Below are 19,264 nucleotides of genomic sequence, written 5' to 3'. Positions count from 1 at the left end.
CTCAACAGGCGTTTGACAGATGCGCGCGATGGCGGCCCTTGCCGGCGCGCTTGGCCTCGTAAAGCGCGAGGTCGGAACAGGTCAGCAGGCCCTCCGGCGTATCGCCATCGACCGGGGCGCGAGCGCTGCCGATGCTGAGGCCGACATAGACGGTTGTCACCACCTCGATGTCGAAAGGCTCGGCGATTGTCTCGATCGCGCGCCTTGCCAGATGGGCTGCCTCGATCTCCGATGTCGTGGGCAAAAGCACGATGAATTCGTCGCCGCCGATGCGGAACACCATGTCGGTTGCCCGGAACGTATTCGTCAGTCGCTCGCCGACACGGCGCAGCAAACGGTCGCCGGCGGCGTGGCCGTAGCTGTCGTTGATATGCTTGAAACCGTCGAGATCCATGCTGAGCACGACAAAGGACTGGCTGCTGCCGGCGGCGCGCGCAGCCAGCCGCTTGCACATGCGATGCAGTTCTTCCTGGAGCAGGATGCGGTTCGGTAGCCCCGTCAGCGCATCCCGCACCGCAAGGTCGCGATTGTCGAACTCGGCGCGGATCATGCGCACGCTGATGGCGTGATTGTGGACAAGGACGCCGATGATGCCGGCGACATAGAAGGGGAGCTGAAGCCCCACCACCATCATGCCGCGCGAGGGCGAGAAAAGCGCGCCGAACATGAAAGGCAGGACGACCGCCAGCATGACCAGGATTGCATAGCGTGGCGTCGCCGCATTGCGCGACGAGACGACGCCGATCACGCCGGCGACGTTCAGCGCGGCGAGTACGGAGAGGACGAGGTTCTCGCTCGCGACACAGCCGAAACAACCCAGCCCGAAGATGATGGACCACGTGCCGCCGGCCGCCATCAGTGCACCGAGCGGCGGATCTTCGCCACGCTGTCTTGCGGCCTCGCAGCGCCGGATCAGCGTGAAGCGATACGCCAGCAGTGCGAGATCGGCCGCGATCCACAACCAGGGCCACCAGGCGCCGGTGAGAATGATTGTCGTTCCCGCCAGGATGAGAACGCTCAGGCTGGCGAACAGGATCGCAAATTTGCGGTCGTAGGTCGTTTCGAGAAGGCGGGCCCGGATGGCGGCCGGCTGGTGTCTGAGCGGAGCGGAGAACCAGGCGAACAGACGAGCCGCCCGATTGTCGCGGTCATTCCGGGGAGCTTTCGCCAAGTCTGCCAGTCGGTTCACCCAACGCCATCATGACACCCGTTTTTTCTTGCACGGGTCGATTAAGAATCTCTTAGGATTCTAATTTAGCATGATGGAATGCGCGCCTGGGCGTCGACCACCCTTAGCCGCGGTCGTTGGTGCGCGCGCCGTAGCGGTTCGGGCCGGGCATGCCGGGAAACAGGCATAATACGACGAAGGCGATGATGGAAATCACCGGCACGAACAGCACCAGCGCGACCAGACCGGGCTTCTCGAGATCGTGCAGACGTTTGACGGCGAGCGCGATGTTCGACCAGAGCGAGCCGATGAAGGCGACGAAGAAGGTCAGCGCCCACATGTTGCTTTCCGGCGTGCCTTCAGGGACCAGCGTGAAACGATAGAGCGGGAAGGCCTGCACGATCGCCACCAGCAGACCGCCGAGAAAATAGGCCGCGCGGCTGACCCGTCCCGAGACGCTGAAGAAAAGCCAGACGAGTTGCGATTGGTCAGCCACTTGGGTGCAGTCCGTCCTGGTTATCGGTTCGGCGTTCGCCTTGCAGCGTCGCGGGCGCGACAAGGGTGCCGAGCCCGCGACAGGTAGGGTTGCTTGGCGTCGATATCAATCGCGAAGCAGCTCGTTGATCGAGGTCTTCGACCGGGTCTGGGCATCGACACGCTTGACGATGACGGCGCAATAGAGGCTCGGACCCGGCTCGCCGTTCGGCAGCGGCTTGCCCGGCAGCGAGCCCGCCACCACCACAGAGTTGGCCGGCACTTCGCCGTAGAACACTTCGCCGGTGGCGCGGTCGACGATCTTGGTCGACTTGCCGATAAACACGCCCATGCCAAGCACGGAGCCCTCGCGCACAACGCAGCCCTCGACCACTTCCGAACGCGCGCCGATGAAGCAGTTATCCTCGATGATCGTCGGTCCGGCCTGCATGGGTTCGAGCACGCCGCCGATGCCGACGCCGCCCGACAGGTGCACGTTCTTGCCGATCTGCGCGCAGGAGCCGACCGACGCCCAGGTGTCGACCATCGTGCCGCTGTCGACATAGGCGCCGACATTGACGAAGGACGGCATCAGGACGGCGCCTGGCGCCACATAGGCGGAGCGCCGCACCACCGCCGATGGCACGGCGCGGAAGCCGGCCTTCTCGAATTCGAGCGAGCCCCAGCCATCGAACTTGGACGGAACCTTGTCCCACCACGAGGCGCCGCCGGGCGCGCCAGAGATCAATTCCATCGGCCTCAGGCGGAAGGACAGAAGCACCGCCTTTTTCAGCCACTGGTTGACCTGCCACTGGCCGTCAGCCTGCCGTTCGGCGACGCGTGCCGTGCCTTTGTCGAGCAGTTCCAGCGCCGATTCGATGGCGTCGCGCACCGCGCCGCGGGTAGCAGTCGAAATGCCATCGCGCTCCTCGAATGCCTTGTCGATGGTCTTTTCAAGGCTCGCCAGATCGGGCTTCGACATCAAATGCTCCGTTACCATGCAGTGAAAGGCCGGCTCTTAACCTGTTTGAAAGCCGCGCGGACCCTATTTGATGGGATTGTGAGGGTCAATCGCAGCTGCGTCATGGGACGACGCTCGAAGGGATTTGGACGGGTGGATATGAACCCAATGGATAAGACTGGCTGGACGCCACTGCCGCATTCGGACGAGGATCTGGAGCGCGCCAGGAGCGTTCCCGACACGCCGCAGACACGCGCCTCCACTTACAGGCTGGCCTGGAACGACGAGGACTTCATGACGCGGCGCGAGCTGCGCCCGGTTCGCCTGCAGCTTGAGCTGCTGAAGCCGGAGATGATCCTGGCGGAACGCGGCATCCGTTCCACGGTGATCCTGTTCGGCGGCGCTCGCATCCCGGAACCGGGAGGAGAAGCGTGGGCCGCGAAGAACGAGACCCAGAAACGCAACCTGGAGAAGAACAGCAAATATTATGACGAGGCGCGCAAGTTCGCCCGTCTGTGCTCACAGCACTCCGCCGCTTCCTATTATCGCGAATTCGTCGTGGTCACCGGCGGTGGCCCGGGCGTGATGGAAGCCGGCAATCGCGGCGCCGACGATGTCGGTGCGCCGTCCATCGGCCTCAACATCGTTCTGCCGCACGAGCAGGCGCCGAACCCCTATGTGACGCCGGAACTGTGTTTCAACTTCCACTACTTCGCCATCCGCAAGATGCATTTCGTCATGCGGGCGAAGGCGGTGGCGGTATTCCCCGGCGGCTTCGGCACGATGGACGAGTTCTTCGAGACGCTGACGCTGATCCAGACCGGTCGCATGGAGCGGGTGCCGGTGATCCTGTTCGGCAAGGAATTCTGGCGGCGCGCCATCGATCTCGAATTCCTGGCCGAGCAAGGCACGATCACGCCCGGCGATCAGGACATCATCGATTTCGTGGATACTGCGGAAGAGGCCTGGGACATCATCCGACGCTTCTACAACCTCTGAGGAGCTGGGCCCGGTTCGATCTGGGCCATCGCTTGCGGCCGGTGCACCAGTGTCACCAGCACGAAGGAGATGATCATCAGCAGGTACCACGCGCCGAGCTTGTGGATCGAAACCGGTGTCCAGCCTTCGCTCTGGCTCGGGTAGATCCAGGCGCGCGACCAGGTGCCGATGTTCTCCGCGAACCAGATGAACAGCGACACCAACAGGAAGCCGAGCAGCAACGGCATCCTGTGGCGGAAACGGAAGACGCGATAGTGCACCGTCGTCCGGAGATAGATCAGCGCGGTCGCCGCAAACAGCCCGTAGCGAATGTCGACGGTGAAATGGTGCGCGAAGAAATTGACGTAGATGGCGGCGGCGAGCATCGCCGTCGCCCATAGCGGCGGATAGCGGGTGTAGCGCATGTCGAAGATGCGGCTGACACGCGCGAGATAGGAGCCGACGGCCGCATACATGAAGCCGGAAAACAGCGGCACGCCGCCAATGCGGAAGAAAGCGTCTTCGGGATAGATCCACGAACCGGCCGAGGTTTTGAACAGTTCCATCGCTGTGCCGACGATATGGAAGACGAGAATGACCTTCGCTTCGGAGATGGTTTCCAGCTTGAAGCCGAGCATGGCGAGCTGGATCGCAAGGGCCGCCAGGAACAGAAAGTCGTAGCGAGCGAGTATTGCCTGCTCCGGCCACCAGAATTTGGTGCCCAGGATCAGCACGAGCATGGCGCCGCCGAACAGGCAGGCCCAGCCCTGCTTCAGGCCAAACACCAGGAATTCAACCGCCGCGCCGTAAAAACCCCTGGCCGGCAGCCGGTCCAGTACGCCATGGGCAGCGGCATCGATGACCGCCTCGACGGAGGTGAAGCGTTTCAAGCGGCTTTGTCGATGATCGTTGAAAGGAAGCCGCCGAGATCGTCGGTGACGTAGTCGACGTCGTCGACATTGTCGGGATCGCGTTCCCAGATCTCGGAGAAGGTCGGCTCGAAGTTGCGCGGAACCACGAGCACCGTCATCATGCCGAGCGCCTTCGGCACGGCGAGGTTGCGGGCGAGATCCTCGAACATCACTGAATTCGGCCCGCTGACGGCATGCAGCGCCGCGAACTTCTCATAGGTCTGGCGCGCCGGTTTCGGCGTCAGTCCGGCGGCGACGATGTCGAAGATGTCGTCGAAATGGTCGAGGATGCCGAGCTGGCGGGCGGCGCGCTCGGCATGGCCGCGATCGCCGTTGGTGAAGATGAACTTGCGGCCGGGAAGCTGGCGGATGGCGGTACCGAGAACCGGGTCCGGCACCAGCCAGGAATAGTCGATGTCGTGCACCTTTTCGAGGAAATCGTCGGGGTCGATGTTGTGGCGTTCCATAAGCCCGTTCAGCGTGGTGCCATATTCGAGATAGAGTTCCTTCTGCAGCTTGCGCGCGTCCTCGCGTGAAAGCGTGAGCAACTCGGCAACATAGGTGGTCATCTTCGCATCGATCTGCGCGAACAGATTCGAATGATGTGGATAGAGCGTGTTGTCGAGGTCGAACACCCAATCGGTGACATGGGCGAAGCGGGCGGGATCGGGGGATTGGGTCATGGCGCTGTTATGGCACGAAACGGAGGCGACGGGAGACTTTATCCACCGCTCATGCGCGTCGAGTGCGGCCAAAGTGGCGCGGCGATTCAAATTTTAGCTGTCGCTTAAAGGAGACCTTCAAGTCTGGCGCGCCATAAGGCCGCCAGCCGGGGGAGAACAGTTGATGGCCAGCATTCTTATGCGTTCCGCATCTGTGGCCGGGGTCGCGGTTCTAACCTCTCTCCTGGTCGTTCTCGCCATCGGCCTCGTGCTCGGCGAGGCCGTCGATCTCAACGCCTGGATCATCGGCACGGTCTGTCCGCTGCTGATCGCTTGGCCGGCAAGCGCCTATGTGTTCGCCCAGGGGGATCGGCTGAAGAACGCGCATCGCGATCTCGCGCGCGCCCATGCCCAGCTGGCCGTTGCCCACCGGCGTCTGTCCGACAAGGCCAGCCGCGACGATATGACCGGCATGTTCAACCGCGAGAGTTTTTTCGCGGCGCTGGAAAGCGGCAAGCGCCAGGCCGGCGGCGCGCTGCTGATCATCGATGCCGATCATTTCAAGGCGATCAACGACAGCTACGGTCATCTGACCGGGGATGAAGCCCTTCTGCTCATCGCAAGCGCGATCAAGCGCGCCGTGCGAGGCGGCGATGTGCTTGGCCGCATTGGCGGAGAGGAATTCGCGGCTTTCCTGTTCGGCGCCGACGAGCGCGAAGCCACCCGCATCGCGGAACGGATCCGCACCGAGGTGGAGCTGATCCTGTTCCGCCCGGTCGAGCGCATCGTCCGATTGACCGTGTCGATCGGCGGCGCACTCTACCAGGAAGCGATGACGCTTTCGGAGTTGATGCGTAGCGCGGATTTGCGCCTCTACGAGGCGAAGCGCCGTGGCCGGAACCTGGTGATCGTCGAGGCCAGCGTTTCGCGCGCCGCCTGAACTACCGGCTTTCCGAAGGGGCGATCTGGCGACGCAGATCCTCAGAGGCCGAAGATTGCCAGCCTCAACAGCACTGCGGCGGCGGCGAGTGCGACGATCATCGCGCCCATTCCGATCGGCGATCCCCAGCCATACCATTCCATCGACCGTTCGGCGAAACGCATCTCGTCTTCGCGCGACAGCTGGTTGTGTGCATGAGCCATGGTGGTCTTCCTTTCCTTGTTGTCGGGGTTGTTGGGTTCACGCTTGCCCGCATTCCGATTTCCGCCTTATGATGCCTCATCGAAATGTTAGACAGATTGATATTTAGATTATCGAAGGAAACTCGTCAATGTCAAAAAGTGCTGAGCTGATCGCCGCCATCGGCGGCGCCGTCATGCGCTGGCAGGACGAGACGCAAAGCTACGACGAGGCGGTGCGCGAGAGACTGGGTATCAATGGTCCGGAAGGCCGGTGCCTCAGTCTGCTCCATCGCGGGCCGCAGTCGGCCGGCGCCATCGCGGTCGTCACCGGTTTGACGCCTGCGGCGGTAACGGCGCTGATCGACAGGCTAGAAGCGCGTGGCTATGTCACGCGTACCCGTAGCCTCGAAGACAGGCGCAAGGTGATGGTCGAGGCGACCGAGACAACACTCCGCCTCTCGCAGCGCTACTACGGCGAAATCGCGTACGAAGGCCAAAAACTGCTCGGCACCTTCAGCGATGCCGAGCTCGGTACGATCCTGGAATTCATGACGGCGGCGGCGGACCTGCAGCGCAATCAGCTGCAAAATCTGAAGGCGAGCGCGACCAGCTGAAGGTTCGTCAGCACGCGTTGCCGGGCTCTCTCTGGAGAACCCGGCTGGTGGCATCAGACCGTGGCTGGGTCCAGCGCGGTCTGGCCCTTGAAGCGGTTCACGATCGTGGCGAAGTCGGCGGTGGCGAAGGCATCGCGCAGACCGTCGAAGGACGGCAGCACGAAATAGGCGCGCTGGAATTTGTCGATCTCGTAGCTGGTCCGCATCACGGTTTCGAGATTGAACGGAACATGGTGCGCATCGGCGCTCTCGACCGCGAATTGCAGCTCGGTGAAGGACGACATCAGTCCCGCGCCGAATGCCTTCAGCGGTTTGCCTGGCTCTTGCATCAGTCCGTATTCGGCGGTGTACCAGTAGAGCCTGGTGATCATCTCGTCGCCGCCGAGCGCGATGATGTCCTCGGCCTTGCGCCCGTACATCTGCATGAAGTCGGCGAAAACCGGCTGCGTCAGGATCGGCACGTGGCCGAAGAAGTCGTGGAACATGTCCGGCTCGACGATGTAGTCGAGCTCCTTGTCGGTTCGCAGCCAGTTGGTCACCGGGAACCGACGGTTTGCAAGGTGGTCGAAGAACGGAGCGGCCGGGATGAGCCCGGGCACCGCGACGATCTCCCAGCCGGTCAGCTTGCGAAGTTTCTTGCTGATCTCGTCGAAGTCGGGGATGCGGTCAAGCAGGCCGAGCGTTGCGACGCCATCGAGATAGGAATGGTGCGCCAGCTTCTCGGTCAGTCTGGTCTGGCGGTCGCACAATTTGCGCCACACTGATTGTTCGGCTGCCGAGTAATTGTATTCCTGATGGACGGTGAAGTCCGAGCGGCAGATGGAATAGTCGCCACGCAAACCTTGCGCCGCGCATTCGCGGGCATAATCGGCAACGCTGACAGTCATGGGTCTCTCCTCCAGATAAGCATGGCTTCGTCCAGTGGATTCTAACTCCGACATACGAGCGGTTTCGATTTAATGGTGGGCTGAAAACGGATCTTTGAGTAGAATTCCCTCACAATGGCAATTGAAGGAGAGGAAATGCCTCAATTCGACGAGTTCGAAATCAAGATGCTCGACATATTGCAGCACGATGGGCGCAAGTCGGTGACCGAGTTGGCGCAGGAGATCGGCTTGTCGGCCACGCCCTGCGCCCGCCGTTTCGAGGGCTTGCAGCAGGCCGGCGTCATCACCGGCTTTTCAGCGGTGCTCAGCCGCCGTTCGCTGGGGCTGATGGTCGAGGTCTTCATGCAGGTCCGGCTGATCAGCCACAGCGACGGCTCGCCGGAAAAGTTCATCGCGGCGGTGGAACGCATGGATGAAGTGTCGTCCTGTTGGACGATGACGGGAGACTATGACTTCCTGCTGCATGTGATGGTGCCGTCGGTGGACGACCTCAACAACCTCGTCATGCACAAGCTGATGCGGTTTCCGGGTGTGCGCGACGTGCACACCCAGCTCGTCCTGCAGAACATCAAGGGACCGGGCCACCTGCCGCTCGGCCATCTGCGGGGATAGGTGTTGGTTTGCGCTTACGGCACGATCAACGTGCCGGCGCCATGCTCGGTGAACAGCTCGAGCAGAACCGAATGCGGTGTCTTGCCGTTGAGGATCACGACGCCCTCCACACCGCGCTCGATGGCCTCGATGCAGGTTTCCACCTTGGGGATCATGCCGCCCGACACCGTGCCGTCGGCGATCAAGGCCTTGGCTTCCGCTACCGTCAGCTCGTCGATCAGCTTCTTGTTCTTGTCGAGCACGCCGGGCACATCAGTGAGGAACAGCAGGCGCGAGGCCTTCAAGGCGCCGGCGATGGCGCCGGCGAAAGTGTCGGCGTTGATGTTGTAGGTATGGCCATCGCGGCCGGGCGCGACCGGCGCCAGAACCGGGATCATCTCCGAGCGTGCCAGGAGATCGAGCAGCCTGCGGTCTACCTCCACCGGCTCGCCGACGAAGCCGAGATCGAGCACCCGCTCGATATTGGAATCGGGGTCCTTGACGGTCTTGTGTGCCTTTTGGGCAAACACCATGTTGCCGTCCTTGCCGCACAGGCCGATCGCCCACTCGCCTTCGGCATTGATGAGGGCGACGATCTCTTTGTTGATCGAGCCGGCCAGCACCATCTCGACGATTTCGACCGTCTTTTCGTCGGTGACGCGCAGGCCGCCTTCGAAGCGCGATTCGATCCCCATCTTGGACAGCATCGCCGCAATCTGCGGACCGCCGCCATGCACCACGATCGGGTTGACGCCAGACTGCTTCAAAAGCGCGATGTCGCGGGCGAAGGCCTTGCCCAGTTCGATGTCGCCCATGGCGTGGCCGCCATACTTCACCACCACCGTCTTGTGCTCGTAACGCTGCATATAGGGCAGCGCCCGCGAGAGCAGCGCGGCCTGCATCTCGGCATTGGCGGGGATGTCCGTCATGGCAAATTTCCCGGCTGACTGGAAAAGACGGCGAGGTCTTAGCGGGAAACACCAGGAGGAGCAATCGATACGCGCCGACCCAACCTTGTTTTGACGCTTCGGTGACGTCATCTGTTCGTGAACAGCGGTGAAACAGTCAACAAGGTGTCATGATGGCGGAGTTCGACCCGGTAGCGCATTGGCAGGGCGTCTATTCCAGCAAGGCGACAACCGCGGTCAGCTGGTATCAGGAAACGCCGGCGCCTTCGCTGGACCTGTTGCACCTGGTCGGCGCCACACCTGACGCCGGCATCGTCGACATCGGCGGTGGGGCGTCGATCCTTACGGACAGCCTCCTCGCACTGGGCTACCGCGATCTTTCAGTGCTCGATATCTCGCTGGCCTCGCTCGCGGCAGCGCAGGCCCGCATTGGCGCGGCGGCTAGCGATGTCGACTGGATCGTTGCCGATGTTACGCAGTGGCGCCCGACGCGCTCCTACGACGTCTGGCACGATCGCGCGGCTTTTCATTTCCTCGTCGAGGAAAAGCAGCAGGCCGCCTATGCGGACCGGCTGCGTTTGGCGCTGCGTAAGGGTGGCCACGCGATCATTGGCACCTTCGCGCCGGATGGCCCGGAAAAGTGCAGCGGTCTGACCGTGCAGCGCTACGACGCGGCATCGCTCGGCGCGAAATTAGGGACCGGTTTTCAGCTCATCGACAGCCGTCGCTACGACCATGTCACGCCATGGGGCGCCGTGCAGCACTTTCACTTCGGAACATTCAGGCGCGACGGCTGACCCTCATTGCGGCACGCGCAACGGTGCGCGACGCTTGGTCCAGCCTGAAATCTTTTCCATCTGCGCCGCCAACGACAGCAATGTCCCCTCGTCGCCGGGGCGGCCGGCAGCCTGGATGCCGAGCGGCAGGCCACCTTCGGTGACATAAACCGGCAGTGCGATGGACGGCTGCCCGGTCACGTTCTGGATCGCCGGCCAGTGGGTGAACCACAGGCTCTTGTCCAGAAGCTGCGAAAAGAAGCCGGGATTTTTGAGCAGCCAGGTCAGGCGCAACTTGTCCAAGAGGTCCTCGATCAACGCGTCGACGCCTTTCGGGTTCATCGCCCCGCAAGCGAGTGGTGGGTGGGCGATGATCGGCATGAATACGGCATCGAAACCGGCGGTGGCCGAAATCAGCTGCCGCGAGGTGGCATGCAGACGTTCCAGGATCGCATAGGTCTCGCCGCCGGACATCAGTTCGCCGTACCGTCCGAGCACACGGGTGGCGCGCTCGACATCGGCGGCCACCGGTCGGCCGTGGCGTTTCGCTTCCATCCGCAATGTGCCGGCGACCGCCGAAGAGACGCATTTGGCGAAGCCGGCGACGAAATTCCTGTCGAGCATCGGCAGGTCGATGTCTTCGACGTCGTGGCCGCCTTCGCGGGCGATGGCGACGGCCGTGTCCAGCGCCCGCAGCGTTTCCGCCGAAATCGGCAGGCCGAGCGGCGATTGTCGGTAGACGGCAAGCTTGAGCTTGCCGGGATCGCGCGCCGCGGCGGCTGCGAATGGCCCGCGCGGCGAACGGGCCGCATAGGGCGCCAGCGTGTCCGGACCATGGGTGAGGTCGAGTAGCAGCGCGCTGTCACGCACCGAGCGGGTCACGGCATGGTCGACGACAAAACCGTACCAGCTTTCGGAGACCAGGGGCGACAGTGGTACCCGACCGCGCGAGGTCTTCAACCCGACCAGCCCGGTGCAGGCGGAAGGCACGCGGATCGAGCCGCCGCCGTCCGAGGCATGCGCCACCGGCACGACACCGCCCGACACCAGAGCCGAGGCGCCGCCGGACGAGCCGCCGGTCGTGTGGCCACTGTTCCACGGGCTGCGGGTGACGCCGAAGGCGGCCGATTCCGTCATGAGTCTTAAGCCGTATTCCGGCGTGGTGCTGGTGACGACCGGGTTGAGACCGGCCGCGAGATAGCGCTCGGTGAGCACCGAATTGAAATCGGGCACGAAGGCGGGGACCCTGCTGCCGCCATGCGTCGGCACACCTTTTTGGGCGATGCCGAGATCCTTGATGGCGAAAGGCACTCCTGCCAGCGGCAGCGTCCGGTCGACGGCCTTGGCTCTCAGGCGCGCCGCGTCGTAGAGCGGTTCGGCAATGGCGTTGAGCTCGGTGCGGGTTGCCTCGGCGCGGGCAATCGCGGCATCCGCCAATTCAAGCGGCGAGACGTCGCCTTTGTGGACCAGTTCCGCGACGCCTGTCGCGTCGTTCTCCCAAAGGATCCGTTCAACCGACATACCGCCCTCCCAGACTGATCTGAAAAGCTATCGGGCTACCAATGCCTTGGCAATCGAGGCTGGAATGGCGCGGTGGTGACGCTAGGCAAGGTGCGATCGCCGTCATAGTCTGGCAGCGATGACGCCAGAGGACATCGCCAAACTGATCGTCCGGACCTCGCTGAGGGATCGAACCGCGTTCGACCTGCTCTACCGGCAGACGAGCGCGAAACTTTTCGGCGTGTGTCTGCGTATTTTGACTGACCGGAGCGAGGCTGAGGAGGCGTTGCAGGAGGTGTTCGTCAAGATATGGACGAAGGCCGACCGTTTCGCCATTTCGGAACTCAGCCCGATCTCCTGGCTGGTTGCGGTGGCACGCAACCATGCGATCGATCGTATCAGGGCGCGTCGTCGGCCGGCGGCCGATATCGACGCAGCACTCGACGTGGCCGATCCGACGCCGGGGCCGGAGGCAATGGTAATCGCCGGCGGCGAGGCCGGCCGTATCCATCGTTGCCTCGACGAACTGGAACAGGACCGGGCGGCTGCTGTCCGCGGCGCCTACCTCAAGGGGGAGAGTTATGCCGAACTTGCGGAACGCCACGGCGTTCCGCTCAACACGATGCGCACCTGGCTGAGGCGCAGCTTGATCAGATTGCGGGAATGTCTGGAGAGATGACGGCAAGCGACCATACCGGACCCGAGCGCGACGATGACGCCATCGCCGCCGAATATGTGCTCGGCGTGCTTTCGTTGAACGAACGTGAGGCGGCGGCGCGCCGCGCCGACAGCGACCCGGCCTTTGCGCGGTTGATCGATGCCTGGGAGGCGCGCTTGTCGCCGCTGGCCGCGGACTACGCGGAGGCCGAGGTGCCGGCTTCGGTGAAGGTGGCGATCGACCGCCGGCTGTTCGAGACCGGAACAGCGCAAAAGTCCCAGAACAGGGCAGGCCTATGGTCGAACCTTGCCTTCTGGCGCGGTCTGGCTGCCGCAGCCGTGGTGGCGTTGGCGGTGGTCGTTGTCGCGCCATATGTCGGCGCACCCGTCACGACGCCGCAGGCCGGACTTGTCGCGTCGCTCGCCGCGGATGGCAGCAATATCAGGTATGTCGCTGTCTACGACAGCGCCCGCGACGAGGTGCGCCTGTCTCGCCTTGCCGGCGAAAAAGCCGAAGGCAAGGATTTCGAACTTTGGCTGATCGAGGGCAAGAACGCCCCCATATCGGTCGGTGTCATTCCCGCCGGCGCCACGGCGCGGCTGGTTCCTCCAGCGGCCGTGCGTGGGAAACTGGCGCTGGGCGCGGTGCTGGCCATCAGTCTCGAACCGGCCGGCGGCTCGCCGACCGGCCAGCCGACAGGCCCGGTCGTCGCGGCTGGCGATCTGAGAAACATCTGACCGCAGTTTGGAAGGTGCCGCGAAAAAAATCGTCGGCTGAAACTTCGCAAGCGCATGTCCCGTATCTCCTCACGTCCCAGAAACGGGAACGAAAATTGAGGAGACAGAGCAATGCGCAAGATCACCAAGCTTCTATTCGCCAGCACCGTTGCCATATCCGCCATGACCGGTATCGCTTACGCCAAGAACCCCATGGTCGGCGGCGCGCCGATGTATGCGGAGAAGAACATCATCGAGAATGCCGTGAATTCGAAGGACCACACGACCCTGGTTGCGGCCGTGAAAGCCGCCGGTCTGGTCGATACGCTGCAAGGCAAGGGACCGTTCACGGTCTTCGCGCCGACCAACGAAGCCTTCGCCGCATTGCCCAAGGGCACGGTCGAGACGCTGCTGAAACCCGAGAACAAGGACAAGCTCACCAAGATCCTGACCTGCCATGTGGTGGCAGCCAAGGCGATGTCGGCCGAAGTCGCCAAGATGGTCAAGGCGGACGGTGGCGCGCACAAGGTCAAGACCGTGGGCGGATGTGAGCTGACGTTGAAGGACAAGGGCGGCAAGGTCACGGTCACCGACGAGGGCGGCAATGTCGCGCATGTCACGATTGCTGACGTGAAGCAGTCGAATGGCGTCATTCACGTGATCGACAAGGTTCTCCTTCCCAAGATGTAACTACGCGCCGGTTTCCGGCGAATACACCTGAGAAAGGATGCAGCGGCCGTGCGTTGGTCCTCCCAGACTGACGCGCGGCCGCCTTGCATCGGCACTACGACATATCAAGCGCACGTGATTTCATCTCGAGTGCCGAACGGGGCACTATCCAGGAAAGGATGACGTTCATGGAACGGCGTGATTTTCTTCTCGGCACGGCCTGCGCGGCGGCACTCGGCGCCGGTGCCTGGGCGCTGGCGCGTCTTGGTGTCAGCCAGCCGGCAAGGGCCGAGACGTTCGAGGTCCAGAAGACCGATGCCGAGTGGAAAGCTGTACTGAACCCGGAGCAATACTCCGTGTTGCGCCAGGAGGGCACCGAATATCCAGGCACCAGCCCGTTGCTGGACGAACACCGCAAGGGGGTGTTCGCTTGTGCGGGCTGCGCGCTACCGCTTTACGCGTCCGACACCAAATTCGATTCCGGCACTGGCTGGCCGAGTTTCTGGGAAGCGATGCCCAATGCCATCGGCACGCGCGAGGACAAAACACTCGGCATGGTGCGGGTGGAATGCCATTGCCGCCGCTGCGGCGGCCATCTCGGCCATATCTTCGACGACGGTCCGCCGCCCACAGGCAAGCGCCATTGCATCAATGGGGTTGCCTTGACCTTCAAGCCGGCGACAGCCTGACGCGGCCACTTTTCGGGATGGTCAGTGGCCGCTGCCGCCGCCACCCGCTGCTGCTGGCGGGCGCTTGATGAACATGACGAAGACCGCAAGCGAAACGAACAGCACGGTCAGCATGTAGAACACGTCCATGAAGGACAGCAGCGCCGCTTGCTGATGCACCATGCCAGAAAGTTTGGAGAGCGCGGCGCTGTGCGCGTCGAGCCCATTCCGCGTCTGGAAGTTCAGCGTCATGTTGCGCAGCTTTTCCTGCGCGGCCTCGCTGCCCCACTGCACATGTTCCGACAGCCGCGCATAGTGGAAGGCGTTGCGGTCGATCAGCGTGGTGTTGATGATGGCGAGCCCGACGGCGCCGCCGAGATTGCGGGTCAGGTTGAACAGGCCGGAAGCGTTCTTGAGCCGCGACGGCGGCAAAGTGCCAAGCGCGATGTTGTTGATCGCCACCATGCACAGCATCATCGATGCGCCGCGCAGGATCTGGGGCACGAACAACTCCCAGAAATCCCAGTCGGCGGTGAGGTGGGTCATCTGCCAGGTGCCGGCGGCGAACCCGACGAAGCCGACCGCAATCATGACGCGTGGATCGATCTTGTTCGACAGGATGCCGGAGATCGGTGCCGTGAAGAACATGGCCAGGCCGGAGACGAACAGCGCTTCGCCGATCATCATGGAATCGTAGCCGCGGATACGGCCGAGATAGATCGGATAGAGATAGGTGAGCCCGTAGAGGCCGATGCCCATGACGAAGGAGAAGATAGAGCCGAAGGCGAAATTGATGTTGGTGAAGGCGCGCAGATCGACGATCGGCTCCTCCACCGTGAACACTCGCCAGAAAAACACGATCGCGCCGACCGTCATGATGATGGCGAAGATGAACACCGACTGTTCCTGCAGCCAGTCGTGGTTCGGTCCTTCCTCCAGCACATATTCGAGCGAGCCGAGGAAGGCGGCCATGCCGGCCAGTCCCCACCAGTCGAATTTCTTCAACAGGCTATGGTCGGGCTTGTCGAAGTCGATCAGCGTCCAGGCGGCCGTCGCAACCAGGATGCCGGGAACGACATTGATCAGGAACAGCCAATGCCAGGACATGGCGTGGCTGATATAGCCGCCAACGGTCGGGCCGATGGTCGGCGCCAGCGTGGCGACCAGGCCGATCATCGGCGAGACGATGGCGCGGCGCGACGGCGGGAAGATGGTGAAGGCGGCCGCGAAAACCGACGGGATCATCCCGCCGCCAATGAAGCCCTGGATCGCCCGATAGACGATCATCTGGTCGATATTGGTGGCGGTGGCTGCGAGCGCGCTGGCGGCGGTGAAACCAGCGGCTGAAACCGTGAACAGCACGCGCGTCGACAGCATGCGGCTCAGGAAACCCGACAGCGGGATCATGATGACCTCGGCGATCAGGTAAGAGGTCTGTACCCAGGGGATCTCGTCGGAACTCGCGGACAGGCCGGCCTGGATTTCCGCCAGCGATGCCGAGACGATCTGGATGTCCAGGATCGCCATGAACATGCCGAACACCATCGCCAGGAAGGCGATCATGCGCCGTGGATCGATGTGATCGACGGGCTTTGCCCCGGCGACTGCGTCGATGCTCGACATTTCGGCGCTCCCGCCTAGTTGGCCGCCGCGTTAGGCGCGGTGCGGCTGTCGACGTCGACGATGACGCTCAGGCCCGCACGCAGCTTGCCTGTAGCCAGCGCCTCGGAGGAGACGTCGATACGCACCGGGACGCGCTGTACCACCTTGGTGAAGTTGCCGGTGGCGTTTTCCGGGGGCAGCAGCGAGTAGACCGCGCCGGAGGCGGGCGCCAGCGAGGAAACGGTACCTTCGAGGGTCTCGTTGTGTATCGCGTCGACCGCAATACGCACCTTCTCCCCCGGAACCAGCCGCGCCAGCTGGGTTTCCTTGAAGTTGGCGACGACATAGAGCTTGTTCATCGGAACGATGACGGCAAGCTTCTGGCCGGGGCTGACGAGATCGCCCTGTTCCACCGAACGGTTGCCGACGACGCCGTCATAAGGCGCGCGCATCACGGTGAAGCCGAGGTCGCGTTCGGCCTTGTCCTTGGTCAGGTGTAGCGATGCCTGCGTACTGGCGGATTCCGCGCGCTGGGCTTCCAGTACGCCGATATTGGCCTGTGCTGCGGTGATCTGCGCCACCGCAGCGGCAAGCGCCGCGTTTGCCTGGTCGACCGCGGTCTGCGCGTCATCGAGCTGTGCCTGGGTGGCGACATGCGTCTTCAGAAGCTGCGCCGTGCGATCCTGGGTGCGCTGCGCATTTGTTGCCGTGGCCTGCGCCGAGGCTTTTTGCGCTTCGGCCTGCTGCAGGGCGGCGCGCGACGCGATGATCTGGGTGTCGATGCGCGCCAGCGTCTTGTCCAGCGTGGCGATCTGTGCCGCGGCCTGGTCGACCGCGATGCGATAGTCGCCGCCGTCGACGACGAACAGCGGATCGCCCGCCTTCACATGCTGGTTTTCAACGACCTTGACCGCGTCGATGTAGCCGGAGACCTTCGGCGAGATGAACGCCATGTCGGCCTGCACATAGGCGTCGTCGGTCGAGATCATGAAACGGCCTTCGGTCCAGTAGTCATAGCCGTACCAGGCGCCGCCGGCGAGCAGCGCCATTCCGATGATAGGCAAAAGCAGCGACCGTGCCGAACGCTTCTTCCTCGCGGGTGCTTCGACGGGTGTTTCCACCGGTGCGCTCGGCGCTTCCTTTGTCGGCGGAACCGCCTTGGCATTGGGAAACGGATGCACTTCCGCAGTGTTCGATTCGGTTGGCGACGTCATCGTACTGAACCTTGTATTGAACTGAACCGTTCGGTTCGATGTTGACATAGCCCAGCTTTGGAGGCATATCAAGAGGCAATCGAACCGACCGGTTCGAAATATTGACGAGACAGGGAATGATGACCGAGGCACTGATCGACGCCGAGGAAACAACGAGCGAGGCGCAGGAAAACCTGTTCCGCGGCCGGCCGGCCGCCGGGCAGGACCCGGCCAAGCGCGAACAGATCATGGAGGGTGCCCGGCACGTCTTCATGGACAAGGGTTTCGACGCCGCCTCGATGAATGACATCACCCGCGAGGCAGGCGTGTCCAAGGGCACGATCTACGTCTATTTCGCCAACAAGGAAGAGTTGTTCGAAGCGCTGGTCGAGGAAGAGCGCTGCAAGATCTTCCAGAACCTCTACGAAACACTCGATCATCACGACGACCTCAGGACGACGCTCGAACGCTTCGGCATGGCGATCTCGTTCAAGATCACTTCCGATAAGGTGGTGATGGCGCAGCGCACGGTCATCGGCGCCGCCGAACGCATCCCTGAGCTTGGCGCCCGCTTTTACGAGAACGGTCCCCTGCACGGCCACGCCAAGGTCAAGGCCTTTCTTGAAGGTGCCGTCGCCAGAGGCCTGCTCGACATCCCCGATCCCGATCTGGCGTCCTACCAGCTTTCTGAGCTTTGCCTTGCCGGTCTGCTGAGGCAGCGCCTTTTCGGCTATCGCCGCCAGTCACCCGCGCAAGCCGAGATCGAGCAGGTGGTGAAGTCGGGCGTCAACGTGTTCCTGAAGGCCTATGGCACTGAACTGTTCGCGATGCAGGAGCAAGCCAAGGCAGGCGGCTGATCCGTCAGCCGCCATTGGCGACGCGGATGATCGCTTCGCGCAGGTCGTCCAGTCCGGCCGCTTTTTCCGACGAAGTGGCCAGCACGCCCGGAAACGCCGCCGGCCGTTTCTTGATCTTCAGCAAGGTCTCCTCGATCAGGCGCGGCACGCCGGCCACCTTGATCTTGTCCGTCTTGGTCAGCACGATCTGGTAGGAGACCGCCGCCTTGTCGAGCAGGGTCAGAACCTCTTCGTCGTTCTTCTTGACGCCGTGCCGTGCATCGATCAGCACGTAGACGCGCTTCAGCGTCACCCGGCCCTTGAGATAATCGAACACCAGCTTCGTCCACTGGTCGACCTGTTCCTTCGGCGCCTGCGCATAGCCGTAGCCGGGCATGTCGACCAGCGCCAGCGGCGGCAGGTCCGTGCCCTCTCCCGAAAACCCGTCGGGCACGAAATAGTTGAGCTCCTGCGTGCGGCCCGGCGTGTTGGATGTCCGCGCCAGGCCTTTCTGTCCGACCAGCGCATTGATCAGCGACGATTTGCCGACATTGGAGCGGCCGGCGAAGGCGATCTCCGGCGGCCCTTCGGGCGGCAGGAACTTCATGGCCGGCACACCGCGGATGAATATCCACGGCCGGGTAAAGGCGTCGTCGCCGACCACGGTGATCGCTGCTTCCGTCACGCTGCGGCCTCGAGCCGGTTGATGTCGGCACCGCGGATGGCATCGAGATTGCGGCCGATCTTGTCGGCTGGCCAGTTCCACCAGGAGATCTTGAGCAGCCGCGCGATGGTGTCGTCGTCGAAGCGCATCTTCACCACCTTGGCGCTGTTGCCGGCAACGATCGCATAGGCGGGTACGTCCCGCGTCACCACCGACTTGGCCGCAATGATGGCGCCGTCGCCGATCTTCACGCCGGGCATGATGGCGGTGTTCATGCCGATCCACACATCGTTGCCGATCACAGTGTCGCCGCGCAGTTCCGCCTTCCAGGTGGAGACGTCGAAACCCTTCTCCCAGCCATTGCCGAAGATGTTGAACGGATAAGTCGAGAAGCCGGACATGACGTGATTGGCGCCGTTCATGATGAACCGCGCGCCCTCGGTGATGGCGCAGAAGCGGCCGATGATCAGCTTGTCGCCAATGAACGGGTAGTGATGCAGCACGCAGGTCTCGACGAATTTTTCCGGCCCGCCGGGATCGTCATAATAGGTGTAGTCGCCAATCTCGATATTCGGCGCGTTGACGATCGGCTTCAGGAAGCCGACCCGGTTGTGATGCAGCGTCGGATGCTTGGTATTTGGGTTGGGCCCGGTCATCGTTGACTCCGTCGGGATTGCGGCGGGGAATGCAAGGATAGCCCAATCTT

23 protein-coding genes are annotated in these 19,264 nt (G+C 62.9%); 10 read left to right on the top strand and 13 right to left on the bottom strand.

The window, feature by feature from the left end; all coding sequences use genetic code 11:
- Position 1 precedes the first annotated feature (1 nt).
- The 3 genes from FZF13_RS09560 to dapD form a co-directional block, all read right to left on the bottom strand.
- Positions 2–1,171: a GGDEF domain-containing protein gene (locus FZF13_RS09560; protein ID WP_024923391.1), complete on the bottom strand. Its 1,170-nt coding sequence runs from the start codon at positions 1,169–1,171 to the stop codon at positions 2–4.
- 121 nt (positions 1,172–1,292) lie between these two features.
- A complete protein-coding gene (locus tag FZF13_RS09555; protein ID WP_024923392.1) occupies positions 1,293–1,664 on the bottom strand; it encodes a DUF805 domain-containing protein in 372 nt (123 codons plus the stop codon).
- Positions 1,665–1,769: 105 nt separating this feature from the next.
- Positions 1,770–2,624 carry a 2,3,4,5-tetrahydropyridine-2,6-dicarboxylate N-succinyltransferase gene (gene dapD, locus FZF13_RS09550; RefSeq protein ID WP_024923393.1) on the bottom strand — a complete coding sequence of 285 codons (855 nt, stop codon included), beginning with the start codon at positions 2,622–2,624 and terminating at the stop codon, positions 1,770–1,772.
- A gap of 138 nt (positions 2,625–2,762) precedes the next feature.
- On the opposite strand from dapD, the gene FZF13_RS09545 reads away from it, so the two are divergent.
- The gene (locus FZF13_RS09545; RefSeq protein ID WP_024923394.1) at positions 2,763–3,602 is read left to right on the top strand and encodes an LOG family protein; all 840 of its coding nucleotides are present in this window, start codon (positions 2,763–2,765) and stop codon (positions 3,600–3,602) included.
- Here the strand turns inward: FZF13_RS09545 and FZF13_RS09540 are convergent.
- Both FZF13_RS09540 and FZF13_RS09535 read right to left on the bottom strand, forming a co-directional pair.
- A complete protein-coding gene (locus FZF13_RS09540; protein WP_024923395.1) occupies positions 3,590–4,471 on the bottom strand; it encodes a DUF817 domain-containing protein in 882 nt (293 codons plus the stop codon). The two genes, FZF13_RS09545 and FZF13_RS09540, sit on opposite strands and share 13 nt — an antisense overlap.
- Positions 4,468–5,175 (bottom strand): pyrimidine 5'-nucleotidase, encoded by a 708-nt coding sequence (locus FZF13_RS09535; protein WP_024923396.1) that lies wholly within the window; start codon positions 5,173–5,175, stop codon positions 4,468–4,470. The genes FZF13_RS09540 and FZF13_RS09535 overlap by 4 nt, the downstream gene beginning before the upstream one ends.
- Before the next feature lie 163 nt (positions 5,176–5,338).
- On the opposite strand from FZF13_RS09535, the gene FZF13_RS09530 reads away from it, so the two are divergent.
- A complete protein-coding gene (locus tag FZF13_RS09530; RefSeq protein ID WP_024923397.1) occupies positions 5,339–6,094 on the top strand; it encodes a GGDEF domain-containing protein in 756 nt (251 codons plus the stop codon).
- A gap of 41 nt (positions 6,095–6,135) precedes the next feature.
- Here FZF13_RS09530 and FZF13_RS28900 read toward each other — a convergent pair whose 3' ends face one another.
- Positions 6,136–6,297 (bottom strand): hypothetical protein, encoded by a 162-nt coding sequence (locus FZF13_RS28900; RefSeq protein ID WP_162835305.1) that lies wholly within the window; start codon positions 6,295–6,297, stop codon positions 6,136–6,138.
- Between the two features lie 128 nt (positions 6,298–6,425).
- Here FZF13_RS28900 and FZF13_RS09525 point away from each other — a divergent pair, with 128 nt between their 5' ends.
- Positions 6,426–6,890, top strand: a complete 465-nt coding sequence (locus tag FZF13_RS09525) for a MarR family winged helix-turn-helix transcriptional regulator (protein ID WP_210270989.1) — start codon at positions 6,426–6,428, stop codon at positions 6,888–6,890.
- Positions 6,891–6,943: 53 nt separating this feature from the next.
- On the opposite strand, the gene phhA is transcribed toward FZF13_RS09525, so the two are convergent.
- On the bottom strand, positions 6,944–7,777 hold the full coding sequence (gene phhA / locus FZF13_RS09520; RefSeq protein ID WP_024923399.1) for a phenylalanine 4-monooxygenase: 834 nt from the start codon (positions 7,775–7,777) through the stop codon (positions 6,944–6,946).
- Positions 7,778–7,912: 135 nt separating this feature from the next.
- Here phhA and FZF13_RS09515 point away from each other — a divergent pair, with 135 nt between their 5' ends.
- On the top strand, positions 7,913–8,389 hold the full coding sequence (locus FZF13_RS09515) for an Lrp/AsnC family transcriptional regulator (protein WP_024923400.1): 477 nt from the start codon (positions 7,913–7,915) through the stop codon (positions 8,387–8,389).
- 14 nt (positions 8,390–8,403) lie between these two features.
- Here FZF13_RS09515 and argB read toward each other — a convergent pair whose 3' ends face one another.
- Positions 8,404–9,297, bottom strand: coding sequence for an acetylglutamate kinase (argB, locus tag FZF13_RS09510; RefSeq protein WP_024923401.1), 894 nt, complete (start codon positions 9,295–9,297; stop codon positions 8,404–8,406).
- A gap of 152 nt (positions 9,298–9,449) precedes the next feature.
- On the opposite strand from argB, the gene FZF13_RS09505 reads away from it, so the two are divergent.
- Complete coding sequence (locus FZF13_RS09505; protein WP_024923402.1) at positions 9,450–10,073, top strand: methyltransferase domain-containing protein; 624 nt, start codon at positions 9,450–9,452, stop codon at positions 10,071–10,073.
- Positions 10,074–10,076: 3 nt separating this feature from the next.
- Here FZF13_RS09505 and FZF13_RS09500 read toward each other — a convergent pair whose 3' ends face one another.
- Entirely contained in the window at positions 10,077–11,573 is a 1,497-nt protein-coding gene (locus FZF13_RS09500; RefSeq protein WP_024923403.1) for an amidase, read from the bottom strand.
- 118 nt (positions 11,574–11,691) lie between these two features.
- On the opposite strand from FZF13_RS09500, the gene FZF13_RS09495 reads away from it, so the two are divergent.
- From FZF13_RS09495 to msrB, 4 genes are all read left to right on the top strand, one after another.
- Entirely contained in the window at positions 11,692–12,231 is a 540-nt protein-coding gene (locus tag FZF13_RS09495) for a sigma-70 family RNA polymerase sigma factor (RefSeq protein ID WP_024923404.1), read from the top strand.
- On the top strand, positions 12,228–12,947 hold the full coding sequence (locus tag FZF13_RS09490) for an anti-sigma factor (protein ID WP_024923405.1): 720 nt from the start codon (positions 12,228–12,230) through the stop codon (positions 12,945–12,947). The genes FZF13_RS09495 and FZF13_RS09490 overlap by 4 nt, the downstream gene beginning before the upstream one ends.
- A 111-nt stretch (positions 12,948–13,058) precedes the next feature.
- Positions 13,059–13,616 carry a fasciclin domain-containing protein gene (locus tag FZF13_RS09485; RefSeq protein ID WP_065998127.1) on the top strand — a complete coding sequence of 186 codons (558 nt, stop codon included), beginning with the start codon at positions 13,059–13,061 and terminating at the stop codon, positions 13,614–13,616.
- A gap of 167 nt (positions 13,617–13,783) precedes the next feature.
- Positions 13,784–14,284 (top strand): peptide-methionine (R)-S-oxide reductase MsrB, encoded by a 501-nt coding sequence (gene msrB / locus FZF13_RS09480; protein WP_024923407.1) that lies wholly within the window; start codon positions 13,784–13,786, stop codon positions 14,282–14,284.
- Positions 14,285–14,305: 21 nt separating this feature from the next.
- Here msrB and FZF13_RS09475 read toward each other — a convergent pair whose 3' ends face one another.
- Together FZF13_RS09475 and FZF13_RS09470 are read right to left on the bottom strand one after the other, a co-directional pair.
- The gene (locus FZF13_RS09475) at positions 14,306–15,886 is read right to left on the bottom strand and encodes a DHA2 family efflux MFS transporter permease subunit (protein ID WP_024923408.1); all 1,581 of its coding nucleotides are present in this window, start codon (positions 15,884–15,886) and stop codon (positions 14,306–14,308) included.
- 14 nt (positions 15,887–15,900) lie between these two features.
- Entirely contained in the window at positions 15,901–17,079 is a 1,179-nt protein-coding gene (locus FZF13_RS09470) for an HlyD family secretion protein (protein WP_024923409.1), read from the bottom strand.
- Between the two features lie 119 nt (positions 17,080–17,198).
- On the opposite strand from FZF13_RS09470, the gene FZF13_RS09465 reads away from it, so the two are divergent.
- The gene (locus FZF13_RS09465) at positions 17,199–17,915 is read left to right on the top strand and encodes a TetR/AcrR family transcriptional regulator (RefSeq protein ID WP_024923410.1); all 717 of its coding nucleotides are present in this window, start codon (positions 17,199–17,201) and stop codon (positions 17,913–17,915) included.
- 4 nt (positions 17,916–17,919) lie between these two features.
- Here the strand turns inward: FZF13_RS09465 and yihA are convergent, their stop codons facing one another.
- Together yihA and FZF13_RS09455 are read right to left on the bottom strand one after the other, a co-directional pair.
- Positions 17,920–18,579: a ribosome biogenesis GTP-binding protein YihA/YsxC gene (gene yihA, locus FZF13_RS09460; protein WP_081766834.1), complete on the bottom strand. Its 660-nt coding sequence runs from the start codon at positions 18,577–18,579 to the stop codon at positions 17,920–17,922.
- Entirely contained in the window at positions 18,576–19,214 is a 639-nt protein-coding gene (locus FZF13_RS09455; RefSeq protein ID WP_024923412.1) for a CatB-related O-acetyltransferase, read from the bottom strand. Before FZF13_RS09455 ends, yihA begins: the two co-directional genes overlap by 4 nt.
- Between the last annotated feature and the right edge of the window lie 50 nt (positions 19,215–19,264).

Source organism: Mesorhizobium terrae (assembly GCF_008727715.1).
Taxonomy (GTDB): domain Bacteria; phylum Pseudomonadota; class Alphaproteobacteria; order Rhizobiales; family Rhizobiaceae; genus Mesorhizobium; species Mesorhizobium terrae.
Note: the sequence above shows the minus strand (reverse complement) of the source record. Positions and strands in the feature narration are given on the sequence as shown.